A 16,609-nucleotide genomic window follows, 5' to 3' on the forward strand; every position below is an offset into this window, starting at 1 on the left:
TGAGTGATGTCCGAGCGGATGCGGTTCATCCTTACCGGCGACGACCGGCTGACCCCCGTCCTCAACCGGGCCGGCGACAGCTCCGCCCGGCTGCACCGCCGCCTCAACGACGACATGAACGCCAACTCCCGTGCGGTGACGGCGTTCACCCGGGACGCCAACGGGCGACTCAGGGACTTGCGGGGCCGGTTCCTCAACGCGGCGGACGCCGCCCGGGCCATGGCCGGCGGCATGCCGGAAGTGAGCCGCGGGCTCGGCGGCGTGAGTGCGGCGGGCAGCGACGCGGCCTCGGCGCTGGGCCGCTCCGGTGGGGGATTGTCCGGCGTGCTGCTGGGTGTGGCGGCGGCGGCAGGGCTGTCGCTGCTGCCCGCGCTCGGGGCTCTGGTACCGATGATGGCCGGGGGCGCACTGGCCGCGGGCACCCTCAAGCTCGGCTTCGCCGGGGTCGGCGACGCGATGGAGGCGGCGGGCAAGGGCAAGGAGGAGTACGAGAAGGCCCTCAAGAAGCTGTCCCCCGAGGCGCGTTCCTTCACCAAGGAACTCGTGGGGATGAAGAAGGAGTTCTCGAGCGTCGGCCGGGACGTCCAGAAGGCGATGCTGCCCGGCTTCACCAAGGCGCTGAAGGCCGCCGACCCGCTCGTCAAGATCGTCGGGCGGGGGATGACCGAACTCGGTGGCGCCTTCGGCAAGGCGGCCGAGGGTGCGGGGCGGCTGTTCAAGGATTCCGGGTTCCAGAAGGACCTGCAGACGAACCTGGCCCTGGGCCGCCAGTTCGTCGGCGACATGCTGTCCGGGCTCGGCGGACTGGGCCGGTCCTTCCTGTCCTTCGGTGCCGCGTCGAAGCCGACCCTGACGGCGTTGTCGGGCGGGATCCGGGACGTGCTCGGCCGAGGGCTGCCGGGCATGTTCGATGGGCTGAAGGTCGGCATCGAGGGCAGCTCGAAGTTCCTGACCGGCTTCTTCAGCATGATCAACAATGTGCTGCCCGCGATCGGCCGGTTCTCCGGCGAAGTGGCCCGTGCCCTGGGCCCGCTGCTGGGGGAGATGTTCACGTCCCTGGGCGTGCGCGGCGCCGGCGCGCTGGACGGGCTGGGCCAGGTGGTCAAGGGGCTGACCCCCGTCTTCAAGGACCTCGGGTTCGGGCTGAAGACCACGACAGACCTGATCCGCATCATCGGACCCACCGTGAAAGACGCCGCGGGCGCGATCGTCGGCAGCCTGCTGCCGTCGTTCTCACAGGTCGACCAGGCCAAGGGCCCGCTGCAGCGTCTGTCCCAAACCGTCCGGGACAATAAGGGCGCCATCCTCGAAGGTGCCCGCGTCTTCGCCAACGTCATGATCGAGATGGTGCGCGGGGCAGTGAACGCCGCGCCGCCCATCATCAGGGCCTGGAAGCTCGTCTCTCTCGGGGTCCTGGAAGCGATCGGTGTCGCCGTCGGCGCGGCCTCGAAACTCTGGGGCTGGGTGCCCGGCATCGGCGACAAGCTCCGGGCCGCGAACGACTCCTTCAACAAGTTCAAAGACGGCTACATCAGCACCCTCAACACCGCCGAGAAGAAGGCGACCGACTTCGCTGCATCGACCAACGCCAAGCTGTCACGCAACCAGTTGAAGATGAACATCAACAACTGGAACGAGCAGATCGAGACGGCCAAGGCGAAGCTGAAGACGGTGCCGCCGTCGAAACGTGCCGCCCTCCAGGCGAAGATCGACGATCTGAAGGCGAAGGTCGCAGCCGCACACCGCGAGCTGAACGGGTTGGACGGCAAGACCGCCACCACCTACATCAACACCATCCACAACAAGGCATACCGGGACCACCGGCAGGCAGAGCGCGACTTCACCAACAAAAGCGCACGCGGCGGGCTCGTCCCCCGGTATGCCGACGGCGGTGGCGTGCAGATGGCGCCCAACGGGTTCATCAGCGGTCCCGGGAGCGGCACTTCGGACAGCATCCTCGCCTTGTTCGCGTCCGGCGCGACGGGCCGTATCTCCAACACCGAGTACGTGGTGAACGCCGCGTCCACCCGGAAGTACCTGCCGCTGCTGGAAGCAATCAACAAGGACAGGCTGAGGGTCCGGAAGTTCGCGAAGGGCGGCGCCGCCGGTGGCCGCGGCAAGGAGTCGAGCGGGTCGCGGGGGTCGAAGCAGGGACAGGCCTTGGCGAAGGACCTTGCCAGGGGGTTCCTTGAGGGGCTGACCGGCGCCCGGGACCAGATCAAGGCGGTGGCGGCCGACCTCGCCAGGGACATCAAGACGGCGTTCTCCGGCAAGAAGGAGACCACGCTGCTGAAGATGGTCGACCGGCAGACCAAGCAGCTGCTCGGCCTCGCCGCGAAGCGGGACAAGGTCGCCGAGCGGATCAAGGAGGCGAAGGACTACGCCGGCCAGGTCACCGGCAGTGCCCGCAGCGGCGCCCAACTGGGCAGCCTGGGCTTGTCCGTGGTGACCGGCGGCACCATCAAGACGGCCATGAGCGGCAAGCTCGCCCGGATCAAGAAGTTCACCTCGTACATCAAGACGCTGGCCTCCCGTGGGCTGCATAAGACGCTGCTGCGGCAGATCCTCGACATGGGCCCGGAGGAGGGCTACGCCTACGCCGCCGCCCTGGTCGAGGCGGACAAGGCCACCCTGTCCTCGATCAGCAAGGTGCAGCACGGCCTGGACGACGCCACCCGGTCCCTGGGACGGATCGGCGCGGACAGGCTGTACGACTCCGGCAAGAACGCCGGCAAAGGCTTCCTGGCAGGGCTGGAGTCCCAGCAGAAGGCGATCGAGAAGCTCATGCTGCGGATCGCCAAGGGAATGCAGAAGGCGCTGCGTGCGGCCCTCGGGATCAGCTCGCCCGCGAAGAAGCTGGTCCCCGACGGCATCAACACCGCCCGCGGTATCGGGGTCGGTCTCCTGAAGGGGCTGCCGTTCATCGACCGGGCCATGAACACGGTGGCCGGGCGGATGACCGGACGCACACCGGGACTTGCCACGACGGCCGGGCGGCCGGCCGTCGTCAGTTCGGGCGGCACCCGCCCCATCGAATTCCACATCCATGTCGACGGCACAGTGCTGGATCCGATGGCGGTCGGCCGGCAGATCCAGGAAGCCCTGCTGACGTTCAAGCGGAACCAGGGCGGCGGCGCTCTCGGCCTGGAGTAAAAGGGGGGTGGGGCCGGTGACACGGCTGGCGGCCTTGGTCGGGTTCGGGAACACCGTCACCGACAGCAGCATCACGTGGACCGACATCACGCAGTGGGTCGACATCGTCAACGCGGGCGTCACGGTCAACAACCGGGGTGCGCAGAACGAGCAGTCGGAAACCCAGCCCGCCACCTGCAGTCTGGTGCTGGACAACTCCGACGGCCGGTTCACCGCAGGCCGCGCGAGCAGCCCCTACTCGCCGAACGTGGTGCTCAACTGCCCCATCCAGGTTGCGGTGATCTCCGCAGACAAGAACCTGATGCCCAACTGCAGTTTCGAGTCGGGGGTGTCGGAGTGGACGAGCTCCGGTACCCCGACCCGGGTCACTGACGCCACGCACCTGCAGGACGGCGCCACCGCCATGAAGATCACATGGGGTGCCGTCAGCGGGCAGACGATGACGTCGCCGGTCATCTACGGCCTGGACATCGGCCAGACGTACACCTTCTCCGCCTACGTATGGGTGCCCACCGGGGACGCGCCGGTGCAGCTGTCCGTCGCGGGCTCGAACATCGGCAGCCAGAGCACGGTCTTCGACGCCTTCCAGCGGCTGACCGTGTCGTGGACGGCGACGTCCACGTCGCACCAGGTCCGTGTCCGTGCGGTCGGCACACCGGCCGCCGGTGATGTGGTGTGGGTGGATGCCTGCCAGATCGAGGAAGGCACCAGCGCCACCACCTTCGACAGCAACGGGGCACAGACCCACAACCGCTTCTTCGGCATGGTCAACGACTGGCCCACCGAATGGGAGGGCCTGGGCAGCAAGGTCAGCATCACCTGCACGGACATCTTCAAATGGTTCTCCCGCGCGGACGCGCTGCGGCCCATGCTGATTCAGGAGGTCCTGCTCGACGGGCCGCTGGTGTACTACCCGATGGGCGAGGGGGCGGAGTCCACCTCGTGCGGGGACGAGTCCGGAACCGTCGGCCCGAGCAGCCTGACGACCCAGCAGGAGGGCAGCGGTGGGACGCTCACCTTCGCCACCGGCGCCGGGCCGCTGGACAGCCTGGGCACACCGACGTTCACCCCGCTCGATGCGGGCAACGGCCAGTACCTGCGGGCAGACCTGGGCCAGGAGTTCCGGACGCAGTCGACGAACCAGTTCATCCTCGTCGAGGCATGGTTCTCCACCAGCACCGGCCGCAACATCCTCACGGTGTTCTCCTCCGACGAGGGCTACTACCAAATCTGGTATGTCTCCTCCTCCACCGGGTTCCTGATGTGCGAGTCCCGCCACCCTCAGTTCGGCGTCTCCACCGACATCGTCGGCGGCTCCGATCTGCGTAACGGCCAGGTACACCACTTCGTGTACGAGGAGAACTTCCGGGCCGTCTACGTCGACGGCGTGGAGCAGCTCGGGCCGTTCAGCGGCATCCACAACACTGCCAACCTGGACACTCTGCACGTCGGGGCGAGCCAGAACGGCAGCAACTTGTGGCAGGGCACGGTCTCCCACGTCGCCCTGTACGTGTCCGGCACCCTCACGGCCGCCGACCTGGCCGGCCACTACACCACCGGCACCACCGCGCACAGCGGCGAAACCTCCAGCGCCCGCATGTCGCGGCTGGCCTCCTACGTCGGGCTCAACGTCACCACCCAGGGCACCACGTTCTCGCCCGTCGAGCGGCAGGTCAGCCTGGGCCAGAGCGCGCTTCAGCACCTGCGGGAGGTAGAGAGAACCGAGGACGGCAAACTGCTGTCCTCACGCAGCAGCGCCGCCCTACTCTTCCAGTCCCGCAGCCTGCGCTACAACCCGGCGCCCGCGTTCTCCGTCGCGTATGCAGACCTGGAGACCAAGGACGTCAAGCTCGCCTACGACGACCAGAAGCTGGTCAACACGCTGAGCCTGTCCCGCCCGACCGGCTCCCAGACCCGCATCGTCAACACGGCCTCCAGGGACACCTACGGGCCGTATGAGCCGTCCACGCTGGAGCTGTTCACCACCACCGACACGGCCATGGTCGACCGCGGGAACTGGATCGTGAACCGGTTCGGCGACCCGCTGCCGGAACTGCGGACGGTCCCGCTGGAGGCCTCCACGCTGGGCCTGTCCACCTACCGGTCGATCCTGAACGCCGATGTCTCGTCCGCGTTCACCGTCACCAGCCTGCCGGACCAGGCGCCGGCGTCGTCACTGACCTGCACCATCGAGGGCTACTCAGAGACGATCACCCACCGCCAGCACCGCCTGTCGCTTCACACCTCGCGCACCGACCGGGACACCCGCTGGGTCCTCGACGACGCCACCTACTCGGTGCTCGGCACCACGACACGACTGGGGTTCTGAATGGTTGCCGTACTGCGCGCCGAGACGTTCTACCTGCCGCCGCCGCATCTGCCCGCCGACGTCTGGGATGACGTCCCGCCAGCGGAGCGGGTCCTGCGCTGGCACGAGATCCACGCCCAGCGGCGCCTGCCGCACATCGCCCGCGAGCAGACAGCCGACGCGCTGTACGCGCGAATCGATGCCGGCCGGTGGATTGCGGAACACCCCTGCGGAACCGCGCACGTCGTCACCCCGGCCGACCCCTGGCTGCTGTGCACCACCTGCCTGGACGCCTGGCACCCCCTGATCTTCCCCGAGGACCCGGCCGCCGCCGAGGCCGAGATCGCCGACGAGCCGCGGCGGCACCAGTTCTGGTACCACCCCGCCGACGAACAGTGGCAGACCGAGCGGCTCCAACGGCTGGCCGAGCACGCCGGGCGCGGACCCGCACCGCAGAAGGGTCGCCGCTGATGCCCCTGCTCGCCACACCGCGTACCTGGGTCGCCGGCGAAATGGTCCCCGCCTCCACCATGAACACCGAGATCCGCGACCAGTTCCAGGCCCTGCGCAACGCCACCACCGCCAGCGCGACCACCACGGTGGCGAACACCACCACCGAGACCGTCGTCGGCGTCTACTCCATCCCCGCCAGCCAGGCCGCTGCCGGATCGATCTACCGCGTCGCCGTCCTCGGCAACATCAGCTTCCTGGCGTCGGCCCAGCTGACGTGGCGGGTCCGGCTCGGCGGGGTGTCGGGCAGCCTGCTTGCCACCCTCGGCCCCACCACCGCCTCCGGTACCGGGCAGACGAACAAGGAGTTCTTCGTGCGGACGGCCGTCGTCTGTATCACGACCGGCGCCTCCGGCACATGGTTCGCTGAAGCCCACGAGATCCGGAACTGGACCCAGACCGGCAGCGTCGGCGAACTCCAACTCGGCTCGTCCGACGGCACCGTCACCCGCGACACCACGGCCGCCAACGACCTGGTCATCACCGCTCAGTGGGCTGCCGCGTCAGCGTCCAACACCCTCACTGCCCGCTCCCTTGTCGAGCGGTACACCTAGCCACCGGAGTTTCCCGTATGACGTCCGTCCCCTTCACCGCCGGTACGGGCGGCTACCACACGTACCGCATACCAGCCCTGGCCCTCACCCGGGCCGGAACGCTGCTGGCGTTCGCCGAGGGCCGCGTCGCCAGCGCCTCGGACACCGGCAACATCGACATCGTCCTGCGCCGCAGCCACGACGGCGGCCACACCTGGAGCCCGCAGCAGGTCGTCACCGCACACGGCACCGACACCGCAGGCAACCCCACGGTTGTGGTCGATCCGGCGTCCGGGGATGTCGTGTTGCTGTCGTGCCGCAACGGCGGCTCCGACACCTGGGCGGAGATCCGAACCGGCGCCGCACCAGCCCGACGTGTCTACGTTCAGCGGTCGCCCGACGAAGGCGCCACATGGTCGGCACCAGTGGAGATCACCGCGCAGGTGCGGCCGGACTGGATGCGCTGGTACGCAACCGGCCCCGGCGCCGGCGTCGCCCTCTCGGCAGGCCCGCACGCGGGCCGCCTGGTCGTGCCGTGCAACCACTCCCGGCCTCCCGCCGCCGATGGTGATGACGGCACTGAGGGCCGGTACGCCGGGGGCCACGGCATCTACTCCGACGACGGCGGCCACACCTGGACGCTCGGCTTCACCTCGTCCAACCCCAACGGGTCGCTGAACGAAGACGAGGCCACGGCCGTCGAACTGCACGACGGGCGCCTCTACTTCAACTGCCGCTGCGACAGCAGCGACACACTGCCGGGCAACCGGGCCGACGCCTACAGCCACGACGGTGGCGAAAGCCTGCAACTCGCCTACCGGCCGCAGGCCACCATCACCACCCCCGTGGTGCACGGCGCCACTCTCACCCTGCCGACCGGAGCACTGCTGTACTCCGGGCCCACGCATCCCAACGAGCGTGCCGCGATGGGGCTACGGGTGAGCCACGACGCAGGCGTCACCTGGGGGCTGCGCCGCCGCATCACCGGGCTGCCTGCCGCATACAGCGCGCTGACGCTCATCGACCCCCTCACGGTGGGCCTGCTGTACGAGACCGGCGACTGGTCGCCGTACAAGCGCATCGAATTCGTGCGCATCCCGCTCACAGACCTCGGGCTCTGAATAGCCCTACCTCGTCAATCTCGCCTCGATCTCCCCCGTAGAGGAGCCCTGAATGGCTACACCCATGACCGCTGCTGCGTTCACCCAGGCGCTCCTTGACGAGGGCGTCCACGTCGTCGAGGTCGGCGACTGGGAAACCCACAACCGCAACCACATGGGTCCGTGGGGGCCCACGCACGGGGTAATGATCCACCACACCGTGACCTCCGGCAGCGAGCGCACGGTAGAGATCTGCCGGAAGGGCTACAGCGGTCTGCCCGGCCCGCTCTGCCACGGGGTGATTACCAAGGACGGCAAGGTGCACCTCGTCGGATGGGGGCGGGCGAACCACGCTGGCCTCGGCGACCCCGACGTCCTCACAGCAGTGCGCGCCGAGTCGGCGCTGCCGACCGACAACGAGGCGACCACGGATGGCAACCGGCACTTCTACGGCTTCGAGTGCGAGAACCTCGGCGACGGGCGCGATCCGTGGCCGGACGAGCAGTTGGCGGCGATCGAGAAGGTGAGCGCTGCGATCTGCCGGGTGCACAGCTGGTCGGCCGCTCGGGTGATCCGGCATCTGGATTGGCAGCCGGGCAAGGTCGACCCACGAGGGATCGACTGGACGCTGATGCGGGAGCGGATCGCGAAACGGCTCGGCGAGAAGCCGTCCGTGCCGACACTGCCGAAGCCCACCCTGCCGGTAGTGGACCTGTCCAAGCTCGTGGCGGCGGCCCGATCGAATCCGCCCGCCGAAGGCACGCCGATCACATACAGCGGTGTGAAGGTCGTCGAGGCGGCGCTCGTTGACGCTGGGCTCCTCGCGAAGCGGTACAGCGACGGCCACTTCGGGCGCATCACCATCGAGGCCTACGCCAAGTGGCAGCGGAAATGCGGCTACTCCGGTGCTGCCGCCGACGGCATCCCCGGCCGCGCCAGCCTCGAACGCCTCGGCGCCCGGTACAGATTCACCGTCGTCGCCTGACCCCAACCAGCAGAAACGAGAACGACATGAAAATCTTCGGCAGGGAGCCCGCGCTTCTCCTGGGCTTCGCCGCGGCGGCTCTCAAGTTGCTCACGGCGTTCGGCTTCGACGTCGACGACACTCAGCAGACCCTCATCAACACTGTCCTCGCCGCCGGTGTCGGCGTGTGGCTGGCGATCGTGGCCCGCGACGGCGCGCTCGGCGCCGCACTCATGCAGCTCGCCCAAGCGGGGCTCGCGCTGTTCGTCGGCTTCGGCCTCGACTGGGGCAGCGAGAAGCAGGCCACCGTCATGGCCACCATTGCCGCATTGCTCGCCCTGTGGGAGCGGACGCAGGTGACGGCGCCGGTGCCGTCGACATGGCTGGAGCAGCACAGCCCTGTGGCCCCGTCCGCGCCGCGCGGGGTCTAACGCTGACCCATGAGCGCGTCGGGGAGGCGGTGGTGGCGTGGACGCGGCCATGGTGACGGCGATCGCAGCTCTGATCGGCGGCCCCGTGGCCGCGTTGGGCGTCATGTACGGCAGCCGCGGCGCGAACAGGGCGGCGCAGCAGACCAGCGCGGCGACGATGTACGACAGCTTGACGCAGCGGCTGGTGGCCGAGCGGGACAAGGCGGAGATGGACGAGAAGGCGGCGGAGGCACGGGCGAGCGCGGCGGAGGCGAAGGTCCACGCGCTGGAGGCCGAGGTCTCACGGTTGCAGGCACTCGTCACTCGGCTCGGGGGGGCGCCATGACGCGGACCGAGGTGGTGCTCTACCGAAACCGGCGTCTCCTTCTGCTCGTTGCCGTCCTGCTGACGCTCGGCGGCGGAGTCGCTTTGTCGCTGATCCTCATCGGCCGGGAAGCGGACGCTCGGCAGCAACTCGCACACGAGGCGGACCTTCGGGGCACAGCAGTGTCGACGCTGGCGGGGGACGTTCGCGCGTTGCGGGAACAGTTGAAAGCCGAAGGGGAGACACCGGTCGCACCGGACCCAACGCAGGCCATCGAAGACTTGCCGGACCGGGCTGAGGTTCCGGTGCCGATCCCGGGGCCGGCTGGAGCGAAGGGTGAACGTGGGGAGCCGGGCCCGTCGGGATCGCCGGGCCGAGACGGCGAGGACGGGACGGATGGAGCGGCAGGGGAGCCCGGATCGGACGGCGTCACCGGCCCGGCCGGACCCGCAGGACCTCCCGGCCCCCAGGGCGATCCTGGCCCTCGAGGCGAACCCGGCCCGCCCGGGGCACAAGGTCCCGCCGGGGAGGACGGACAGGATGGCCAGGACGGTCAGACATGCCCAGATGGGTACTCGCTGCAAGCCCCCAGCTACGACCCCGACGCCCTGGTGTGCCGCCGCGAAGGCGCCCCGGACCCGGGGCCCGGCAATGGGAACGGCAGCGGTAACGGTCTGCTTTCTGCGGGCCTGGATCCGCAACGCCGTCAGTACCCGTAAGGAGGCCCCATGCCCAAAGTCTTCCCGCGGCGGCCGGGTCCCAACGGCGCGGCTGCCGACGCCGGCTCCCTTGAACGCGTGGGGCTGAGCAATCCGCCGCCGTTCTGGCTGTCGCCCCGCCCGTTCCTCGAACCCGACCTGCCGCCGCCCGACGATGACGGCGACGAATGACAGACGCCCCGCCCTCCTGCTTCGGCAGGGGAGCGGGGCGCTTCGTCGTGTCCGGAGTCGGTCAGGACTGCCGCTGCGTCTTGGCGAGCGCCTCGGCACTCTCGTCGAATCCGAAACGGCGCAAGGCGGCGATGGGGTCGGCGTCGGCCAGGCACTTAGCGACGTGGTGGTCGAAGACGATCGTGAGCTGCTTGGCCAGAGTGTTGTTCCCCCCGGGGTCTTGAGGGTCGTAGTCCTCGGCTGCAGCGAGGCGTTGGAGGTAATCGAAGGGGATGCCCGCCCGCTCCGATGCATCGCGCAGAGCATCCACGTCGTGAGTCATGAAGCGAACGTACCACGGTGAACTGCTCTGTTACATCTATGCCAAAAACTGTGTACAGTGAGCGGCATGACGACGACTCCCCGAACTCCCGCTCTCCGACTCGTGATGCTGCTCCGCGTCTCCACCGCCGGACAGCTCGACGGCTACGGCCTCGAGGCACAGGAGAAGGACTGCCGGAAGTGGGCGCGCACTGCCGGCTCCGCGCTCGGCGGCGTGCGAATCGTCAAGGTGTGCACCGATGGCGGGATCACCGGCAAGGCATCCGACGACGAGCGCCCCGGGCTGCACGAAGCGCTCTCGCTCGTGGCGGCCGGTGACGCTGACGGCATCCTGGCGCCGAACCTCGACCGGGTGGCCCGTGAGCTGACCGTGCAGGAGGCGACGCTCAGCGTGGTGTGGGCGCACGGAGGCCGCGTGTTCACCGTCGACCATGGCGAGCACATCCCCGACGACGACGACGACCCGATGCGCACCTTCGTCCGTCAGGTCATGGGAGCAGCCGCTCAGCTCGAGCGCGGACTCATCACCAAGCGACTCCGCAACGGGCGCAAGACCAAAGCGGCCGCCGGCGGGTACGCCTACGGAGCCCCTGCCTACGGGCAGCGTGCCTCCGACAAAGTGCTGACCGTCGACGACGACGAAGCCACCGTGCTCGAACAGATGCGCGCATGGCAGGCAGAGGGCGTGTCCATCCGGGGTATCTGCGACCGGCTCAACGCCGCCGAGATCCCCTCCAAGCGCGGCGGGAAGTGGCACCCAACCACCGTGGCCCGACTCCTCAACCCTGACGCACGAGCAGCCGCACGCGAGCAGGCGGCACACGCACGAGCGGCCGAGCGCGAGCAGATCAAGCGACAGCGCGCCGAACGGCTGCTCTCCCGGCTCACCTGACGGGCCAGCTTGCGCGCCTGCGGCTAGTTTCAGCCGCCCCCTATGCCGGTGGCTGGTTTGTGGTGCATGGTGTTGGTGCGGGATCGGAGCCAACCCCCGGGTGATGGTCCCTTGTCGGGCCCTGCCGGGACGCGTTCTCGGCGGGGCCCGCCGCACCTCCCGGCTCCCCACGGGAGGCTTGCGGCTGCCGTCGGCCGTCGAAGTTGTCCACAGGCGCCCGGGTGGGACTACGGGACTCTGCCATGCTGCGGGCCATGACGTACCGCCTGTATCCCAGCCGCGAGCGCGCTCTCAAGGCGCTGCTCCGCCGTCGGCCCCGGCCCACCTACGAGCCCGGCACCTACCGCATGTCGACGCGCCCCGCGTTGTCAGTGGCTGCTCGTAGAGTGGACTTGTCCGGCATAGATGTCTTTCGATCAAGCCGGGTTTGCTGTGAGTTACTGGCGCCCGTCTCGAGCGTGGAACCCCGGGGCGGGCCGCAACCTTGGAGGGGCCGTGGACGATGCTCAGCTCGTAGCCACCGTGGACCTGTTCAGCCCGAATCTGCCCCCGCTGAAGCGCGATCGACTGCTGCGTGAGATGCGTCGGATCAATGCCCTGAGCGAGGAAGAGCGGCAGCGGGAACTCCGGCAGCGCATCTTCCGGGCGTTGCAGATTCCGTCCTACTCGTCCCCTACTCCGCCATCTCGGCGTGCCTGACGGCTCGCTTGAGCCCCATCTCCACCGTGTGCCGGTCGAGCCCCGTCTCGGCCGTCCAGGCGGTAATGCGGTCCTGTACGGCGGACGCCTGGTCAACGGTGAGCGTGCCGGCCTGGATCGCGGCCCAGGCGGCACGCTCCAACGCGATCAGATCGTCGGGGAAGTCGATGTCAGCCACGGCGGGAGTGTACGCGGCCCGGTCACGCCGCCTTCACGACCTCCACGCGCCGCCGCTCAGCAGCCGTCGCCACAGTCCACTCCGCGACGAGCAGCGCATACCGATCCCGCGCCTCCCCGTACAGCCAGCCCCCGCACGCCCGGACGAGGGCGCGAATCTCCGCATTCACGACCGCGGAAGGCCGCACAAGACCCTGCGGTGGCGGGGAGGGAGGCATACGGCAAAGCCTACGGCCCGGCTCTGACAATCAGCCCTCGCCTGGCGGCTGTGGCAACTCGGTGACGAACGTCCCCACACCGGGGTACATGGCCGCCAGCCCGGCCTCCCGCAGCTCCTTCAGTACGCGCTTCGCGGTCACCTGGCTGATCTCGAACTCGTCGCAGATCGCCATTGCGGACGGCAGCCTGCCCCCGGGCGCGTAGGTGCCATCGACGATCCGCTCCCGCATCACGTCGAACACCTGTCGCCACCTCGCCTTTTCCGGCTCCCACCTCATGATCCAAAAGCTAGGCAGGCTGAGTCCGGCAGGCGAGACTAGCCGCCCTATACGACCTATACCGCCCATCCCGCAAGGGTATGGTGACCCACAACGCAAACGCCTCCCGGACGCGGCGCAGCATCCGGGAGGCAGCCGACGAACGGAGCGTCGACGATGAGCAAGCCTACGGATCCCCCATCGCCTGCCGAAAGCACCAGAGCGGCCATAGCGGGGACTGGTCGCCTGAGTCCCGTGCAGCATGCCCACCGCGCCTACGCCGCCCATACTCGCGCATGCGAGAGGTGTCGCGATATTGACCGCCAGCGCTGCGCCGAGGGCCAGGGGTTGTGGCGTGCTTGGGATCAGGCGTGCGCTGACGCGTACCGACGATTGGCCGGCGGGACGTCTTGACGCTTGGGCATGGCGGGGATTGGTGGGTTACCGGCAGGAACGTTTGGCCAATGCTCCACCTGCGGTTACGGAGACAGACGGCCGGTCAACGGAAAGTCAAAGAAAGTGCATAGGACAGCTTCACGGCAGGCTGAAAGTCGGCTTTACTCGTGACACACGGCGCCCCACACGCCGGATCCGAAACCGCTTACCGCTACGGGGTGGGCGTCAGTCGGATCAGCCAGCGATCCATGGGAAGGATCAGGTCCGCTGTCTCAAGGGGGCGACCGTCATGGTCGAAACGAGTGCGTACCACGCGGAACGCAACGGCATCCACGAGCAGACCCAGTGCGTGCGCCTGCTCCTGCGTCAGTTCGGTGCATCCCAGTTCCGCTTCGAACGAGGCGTGCGGCCGACGCTCGCCGCGCCACCATGAAGACACCAGCATCGCGGACCTGCCGCCGGGGTCCAGGCATTCCACGGTCTCGTGGTGCAGCGTCGCGCCCACGCGGACGTTGAGTCGGCCGGCGAGTCCCGCGGTGGCGTGCTGGGGGCGGGTGTCAGTGGTCTCGCTGGAGAAGGGCCAGTCGGCGTCCGGGGCTGTGAGGGTGCGCATGGCAGGAGCATGCGCGACGTAGACGTTTCTGCGCTCCTCGCCCTCCAGGATGCCGCCGCGGCGCAGCAGTTCGTAGGCGAGCCGAATGGTCTGCGGGTGTACGTGGTAGGCGGCGGCCATACGGGCGCGGGAGGGGAGCGTTTCGCCGGGGGTCCATTCGCCGGCGTCGATGCGGCGGCGGATGTCAGCTGCGATGCGGCGGAAGCGCGCTTCTGACATCGAGGACCCCTGGCGTCGATCATGACGTGAGGCCTGAAGGTACGAAGGCGCCGCGGCACTGGATATATCCAACTGTCGGCAGGGAGCCGGTCAGGGGCTGTTGGCAACTGAAGAGGGTGAGGTGTCAGCGCCGCAGGGTCGCGTCCCTGAGGTGCTGATGGGCTGCTTCCCTGGTCCGTACCCCCTTTGCCGGTGCCAGGGTGCGGCCCGGATGTCCGGCAGCATTTGCCGGGCATCCACCTGAACGAGTGACCTGGAGCGCGTGATTCTGGTGCGTGGGTACTCGTTGAGTGAATAAGCCGGGCCCGGTTCCTACTCGCCTCCGAGGGCGTCCCAGGGGAACCGGGCCCGGCGTCTTTTGTGCGCCGCCTGGGTTCAGTCTCCCACTGGGAAACGAGTGGGAAATGATCATGCCTACACACGCAAACACATCAGTACGGATGAATGCCGGATCGACAAGAAGCGCCAGCTAGAGAAGCACACCTACTTCAAACCGCATGGTGACAGCATCGCGCAGAAGGGCCGGATGAAGAAGTCGTAGTACTCCAGGGCGCTGCCGATCCAGGCAGCCGTAGCGGCCTTCTTGGGCTGGCCGGGAGGTGCGGCGGGGACGGACGACACGGCGTGCTCCTTCGAGGGGACTCCAACGTAGATGGAGTGAGCGGAGGGGAGAAGTGCCGGATCCCGGGGGTGATGGGGCGGCCATGCCGGGGGAGATCCCGGTTAATTAACCCACTGGATAGTTAGTAGCGGTTGGGTAGGGATGTTGCGCCCGCGTTTCCCCGGTGTCAAGAGGTCGTGCGCCGTGAGCCTCAGTCCGCCGCGCGGTCCGCCGTCAGATAGGCGATGACCATGTCGCCGAGCATCTGGCGGTAGTGCGCGCGCCGACCGGGATCGACCAGGTCGCGGCCGAAGAGGGCGCCGAAGGTGTGCCGGTTGGAGACCCGGAAGAAGCAGAAGGAACTGATCATCACGTGCAGATCGACGGCGTCGACGTCGGCCGTGAACAGGCCGGACTTCTGCCCCGACTCCAGGATGCGGCGGATCACGTCCAGGGCCGGCGAGCCGATCTTGCCGAGCTTCTCGGAGGCGGCGATGTGCTCGGCCTCGTGGATGTTCTCGATGCTGACCAGCCGGATGAAGTCCGGGTGTTCCTCGTGGTGGTCGAAAGTCAGCTCGGCCAGCCGCCGGATGGCCGCGACCGGGTCCAGATGCTCGACGTCCAGCGCCTGCTCCGCCTCGCGGATCACGCCGTACGCCCGCTCCAGTACGGCGGTGAACAGCTGCTCCTTGCCGCCGAAGTAGTAGTAGATCATCCGCTTCGTGGTGCGGGTCCGGTCGGCGATCTCGTCGACCCGGGCCCCGGCGAACCCGGAGCGGGCGAACTCCCTCGTCGCGACGTCGAGGATCTCGGCCTTGGTGCGGGCCGCGTCGCGAAGTCGCCCGTTGGGCCGTGCCGGTTCTTCGACGCTGGTCATGGGGTTCCTTCGGGCGGGTGCGGCCGGTCTCATTGATTCTAGGAGCTTGCCGCTTCGGTCTTCCCTTGGCCGGGACCGGCTGCTATGACTAACGTACTAGTTCGTACATTACCTCTGAGGAGGGCCGACCGTGGCCAAGGACTCGTATCTCGTCGGCCTTATCGGCTCCGGTATCGGGCCCTCGCTCAGCCCCGCCCTGCACGAGCGGGAGGCCGACCGGCAGGGCCTGCGCTATCTGTACCGACTGATCGACATCGACGACCTCGGTGTCGCCCCGGAGGCGGTGGGCGACCTCGTGCGCGCCGCCCGTGACCTGGGCTTCGACGGGCTGAACATCACCCACCCGTGCAAGCAGCTCGTCATCGAGCACCTCGACGGGCTCGCCCCGCAGGCCGCCGCGCTCGGCGCGGTCAACACCGTCGTCTTCGAGGACGGCCGGGCCATCGGCCACAACACGGACGTCACCGGCTTCGCGGCGTCCTTCGCCCGCGGCCTGCCGGACGCTCCGCTGGAGAACGTGGTGCAGCTGGGGGCCGGAGGTGCGGGGGCGGCTGTCGCCCATGCCATGCTCACGCTCGGTGCGGAGCGGATCACTGTCGTGGATGCGATGCCGGATCGGGCGACCGATCTTGCGGCGGGGCTCAACCGGCACGTGGGCGCCGGCCGCGCGGTTGCCGCGACTCCGGATGCGTTGCCGGGGTTGCTGGGGCGGGCCGATGGTGTTGTTCATGCGACGCCCACCGGGATGGCGGCACATCCGGGGCTGCCCCTTGCCGCCGAGTTGCTGCGGCCCGAGTTGTGGGTGGCCGAGGTGGTGTATCGGCCGCTGGAGACTGAGCTGCTGCGGGCTGCTCGGGCGGTGGGGTGTGCCACGTTGGACGGGGGCGGGATGGCTGTGTTTCAGGCTGTGGATGCGTTTCGGCTTTTTACCGGGCGGGAGCCGGACGCTTCGCGGATGTTGGCCGACATCGCGGAGTTGGCCGGTGTCTCGGGGGTCCGTAGCTGAGCGCCGTTTGGGTCGTGCGGTCTGTCGGCTGCGGGTTGGTCGTGGCTGGTCGCTCCCCCACTCTCGGCTTCGCTCGAGCGGGAGGGGCCCCCATCGCGGCGGAGCCGCACATGTCACAGCCCCGCGCCCTTTCGGGGCG

Annotated in this window: 18 protein-coding genes; 11 read left to right on the top strand and 7 right to left on the bottom strand. The window is 68.6% G+C overall.

From position 1 onward, the window contains the following. Positions 1–6 precede the first annotated feature (6 nt). The 9 genes from CES90_RS04050 (at position 7) to CES90_RS04095 (ending at position 10,193) form a co-directional block, all read left to right on the top strand. Entirely contained in the window at positions 7–3,153 is a 3,147-nt protein-coding gene (locus CES90_RS04050; protein WP_189782991.1) for a hypothetical protein, read from the top strand. Positions 3,154–3,169: 16 nt separating this feature from the next. Further along, positions 3,170–5,482 carry a phage head spike fiber domain-containing protein gene (locus CES90_RS04055; protein WP_189782990.1) on the top strand — a complete coding sequence of 771 codons (2,313 nt, stop codon included), beginning with the start codon at positions 3,170–3,172 and terminating at the stop codon, positions 5,480–5,482. Continuing rightward, positions 5,483–5,932 (top strand): hypothetical protein, encoded by a 450-nt coding sequence (locus CES90_RS04060; RefSeq protein ID WP_189782989.1) that lies wholly within the window; start codon positions 5,483–5,485, stop codon positions 5,930–5,932. It abuts the gene before it with no gap. Next, on the top strand, positions 5,932–6,525 hold the full coding sequence (locus CES90_RS04065; protein WP_189782988.1) for a hypothetical protein: 594 nt from the start codon (positions 5,932–5,934) through the stop codon (positions 6,523–6,525). The genes CES90_RS04060 and CES90_RS04065 overlap by 1 nt, the downstream gene beginning before the upstream one ends. Before the next feature lie 17 nt (positions 6,526–6,542). Further along, positions 6,543–7,625, top strand: a complete 1,083-nt coding sequence (locus CES90_RS04070) for a sialidase family protein (protein WP_189782987.1) — start codon at positions 6,543–6,545, stop codon at positions 7,623–7,625. A 52-nt stretch (positions 7,626–7,677) separates the two neighbouring features. Next, positions 7,678–8,589: an N-acetylmuramoyl-L-alanine amidase gene (locus tag CES90_RS04075; RefSeq protein WP_189782986.1), complete on the top strand. Its 912-nt coding sequence runs from the start codon at positions 7,678–7,680 to the stop codon at positions 8,587–8,589. Positions 8,590–8,615: 26 nt separating this feature from the next. After that, on the top strand, positions 8,616–8,999 hold the full coding sequence (locus tag CES90_RS04080) for a hypothetical protein (RefSeq protein ID WP_189782985.1): 384 nt from the start codon (positions 8,616–8,618) through the stop codon (positions 8,997–8,999). 37 nt (positions 9,000–9,036) lie between these two features. Further along, positions 9,037–9,324 carry a hypothetical protein gene (locus tag CES90_RS04085; RefSeq protein ID WP_189782984.1) on the top strand — a complete coding sequence of 96 codons (288 nt, stop codon included), beginning with the start codon at positions 9,037–9,039 and terminating at the stop codon, positions 9,322–9,324. A gap of 707 nt (positions 9,325–10,031) precedes the next feature. Next, entirely contained in the window at positions 10,032–10,193 is a 162-nt protein-coding gene (locus tag CES90_RS04095; RefSeq protein WP_189782982.1) for a hypothetical protein, read from the top strand. 61 nt (positions 10,194–10,254) lie between these two features. Here CES90_RS04095 and CES90_RS04100 read toward each other — a convergent pair whose 3' ends face one another. Continuing rightward, positions 10,255–10,515, bottom strand: a complete 261-nt coding sequence (locus tag CES90_RS04100; protein ID WP_189782981.1) for a hypothetical protein — start codon at positions 10,513–10,515, stop codon at positions 10,255–10,257. Positions 10,516–10,581: 66 nt separating this feature from the next. Between CES90_RS04100 and CES90_RS04105 the strand changes: the two genes are divergently transcribed. Continuing rightward, a complete protein-coding gene (locus CES90_RS04105) occupies positions 10,582–11,406 on the top strand; it encodes a recombinase family protein (RefSeq protein WP_229913804.1) in 825 nt (274 codons plus the stop codon). 673 nt (positions 11,407–12,079) lie between these two features. On the opposite strand, the gene CES90_RS04110 is transcribed toward CES90_RS04105, so the two are convergent. From CES90_RS04110 to CES90_RS04135, 6 genes are all read right to left on the bottom strand, one after another. Further along, on the bottom strand, positions 12,080–12,283 hold the full coding sequence (locus CES90_RS04110) for a hypothetical protein (RefSeq protein ID WP_189782980.1): 204 nt from the start codon (positions 12,281–12,283) through the stop codon (positions 12,080–12,082). A 22-nt stretch (positions 12,284–12,305) separates the two neighbouring features. Beyond that, positions 12,306–12,500, bottom strand: coding sequence for a hypothetical protein (locus CES90_RS04115; protein WP_189782979.1), 195 nt, complete (start codon positions 12,498–12,500; stop codon positions 12,306–12,308). A 30-nt stretch (positions 12,501–12,530) separates the two neighbouring features. Beyond that, positions 12,531–12,779, bottom strand: coding sequence for a winged helix-turn-helix domain-containing protein (locus CES90_RS04120; RefSeq protein WP_189782978.1), 249 nt, complete (start codon positions 12,777–12,779; stop codon positions 12,531–12,533). Between the two features lie 586 nt (positions 12,780–13,365). Then, positions 13,366–13,986, bottom strand: a complete 621-nt coding sequence (locus CES90_RS04125; protein WP_189782977.1) for a GntR family transcriptional regulator — start codon at positions 13,984–13,986, stop codon at positions 13,366–13,368. A 483-nt stretch (positions 13,987–14,469) separates the two neighbouring features. Next, a complete protein-coding gene (locus CES90_RS04130; RefSeq protein ID WP_189783202.1) occupies positions 14,470–14,607 on the bottom strand; it encodes a hypothetical protein in 138 nt (45 codons plus the stop codon). A gap of 191 nt (positions 14,608–14,798) precedes the next feature. Further along, on the bottom strand, positions 14,799–15,464 hold the full coding sequence (locus tag CES90_RS04135) for a TetR/AcrR family transcriptional regulator (RefSeq protein WP_189782976.1): 666 nt from the start codon (positions 15,462–15,464) through the stop codon (positions 14,799–14,801). Between the two features lie 130 nt (positions 15,465–15,594). On the opposite strand from CES90_RS04135, the gene CES90_RS04140 reads away from it, so the two are divergent. Then, positions 15,595–16,470, top strand: a complete 876-nt coding sequence (locus tag CES90_RS04140) for a shikimate dehydrogenase (protein ID WP_189782975.1) — start codon at positions 15,595–15,597, stop codon at positions 16,468–16,470. Positions 16,471–16,609: the final 139 nt, after the last annotated feature.

It is taken from the genome of Streptomyces capitiformicae (genome assembly GCF_002214185.1).
GTDB classification, from domain to species: Bacteria; Actinomycetota; Actinomycetes; order Streptomycetales; family Streptomycetaceae; genus Streptomyces; species Streptomyces capitiformicae.

Bases quoted from the DNA above. Each gene is read 5' to 3' on its own strand.
- CES90_RS04050 (WP_189782991.1), top strand. From the start codon at position 7: ATGTCCGAGCGGATGCGGTTCATCCTTACCGGCGACGACCGGCTGACC.
- CES90_RS04060 (WP_189782989.1), top strand. From the start codon at position 5,483: ATGGTTGCCGTACTGCGCGCCGAGACGTTCTACCTGCCGCCGCCGCAT.
- CES90_RS04065 (WP_189782988.1), top strand. From the start codon at position 5,932: ATGCCCCTGCTCGCCACACCGCGTACCTGGGTCGCCGGCGAAATGGTC.
- CES90_RS04070 (WP_189782987.1), top strand. From the start codon at position 6,543: ATGACGTCCGTCCCCTTCACCGCCGGTACGGGCGGCTACCACACGTAC.
- CES90_RS04075 (WP_189782986.1), top strand. From the start codon at position 7,678: ATGGCTACACCCATGACCGCTGCTGCGTTCACCCAGGCGCTCCTTGAC.
- CES90_RS04080 (WP_189782985.1), top strand. From the start codon at position 8,616: ATGAAAATCTTCGGCAGGGAGCCCGCGCTTCTCCTGGGCTTCGCCGCG.
- CES90_RS04095 (WP_189782982.1), top strand. From the start codon at position 10,032: ATGCCCAAAGTCTTCCCGCGGCGGCCGGGTCCCAACGGCGCGGCTGCC.
- CES90_RS04100 (WP_189782981.1), bottom strand. From the start codon at position 10,515: ATGACTCACGACGTGGATGCTCTGCGCGATGCATCGGAGCGGGCGGGC.
- CES90_RS04105 (WP_229913804.1), top strand. From the start codon at position 10,582: ATGACGACGACTCCCCGAACTCCCGCTCTCCGACTCGTGATGCTGCTC.
- CES90_RS04115 (WP_189782979.1), bottom strand. From the start codon at position 12,500: ATGCCTCCCTCCCCGCCACCGCAGGGTCTTGTGCGGCCTTCCGCGGTC.
- CES90_RS04120 (WP_189782978.1), bottom strand. From the start codon at position 12,779: ATGAGGTGGGAGCCGGAAAAGGCGAGGTGGCGACAGGTGTTCGACGTG.
- CES90_RS04125 (WP_189782977.1), bottom strand. From the start codon at position 13,986: ATGTCAGAAGCGCGCTTCCGCCGCATCGCAGCTGACATCCGCCGCCGC.
- CES90_RS04135 (WP_189782976.1), bottom strand. From the start codon at position 15,464: ATGACCAGCGTCGAAGAACCGGCACGGCCCAACGGGCGACTTCGCGAC.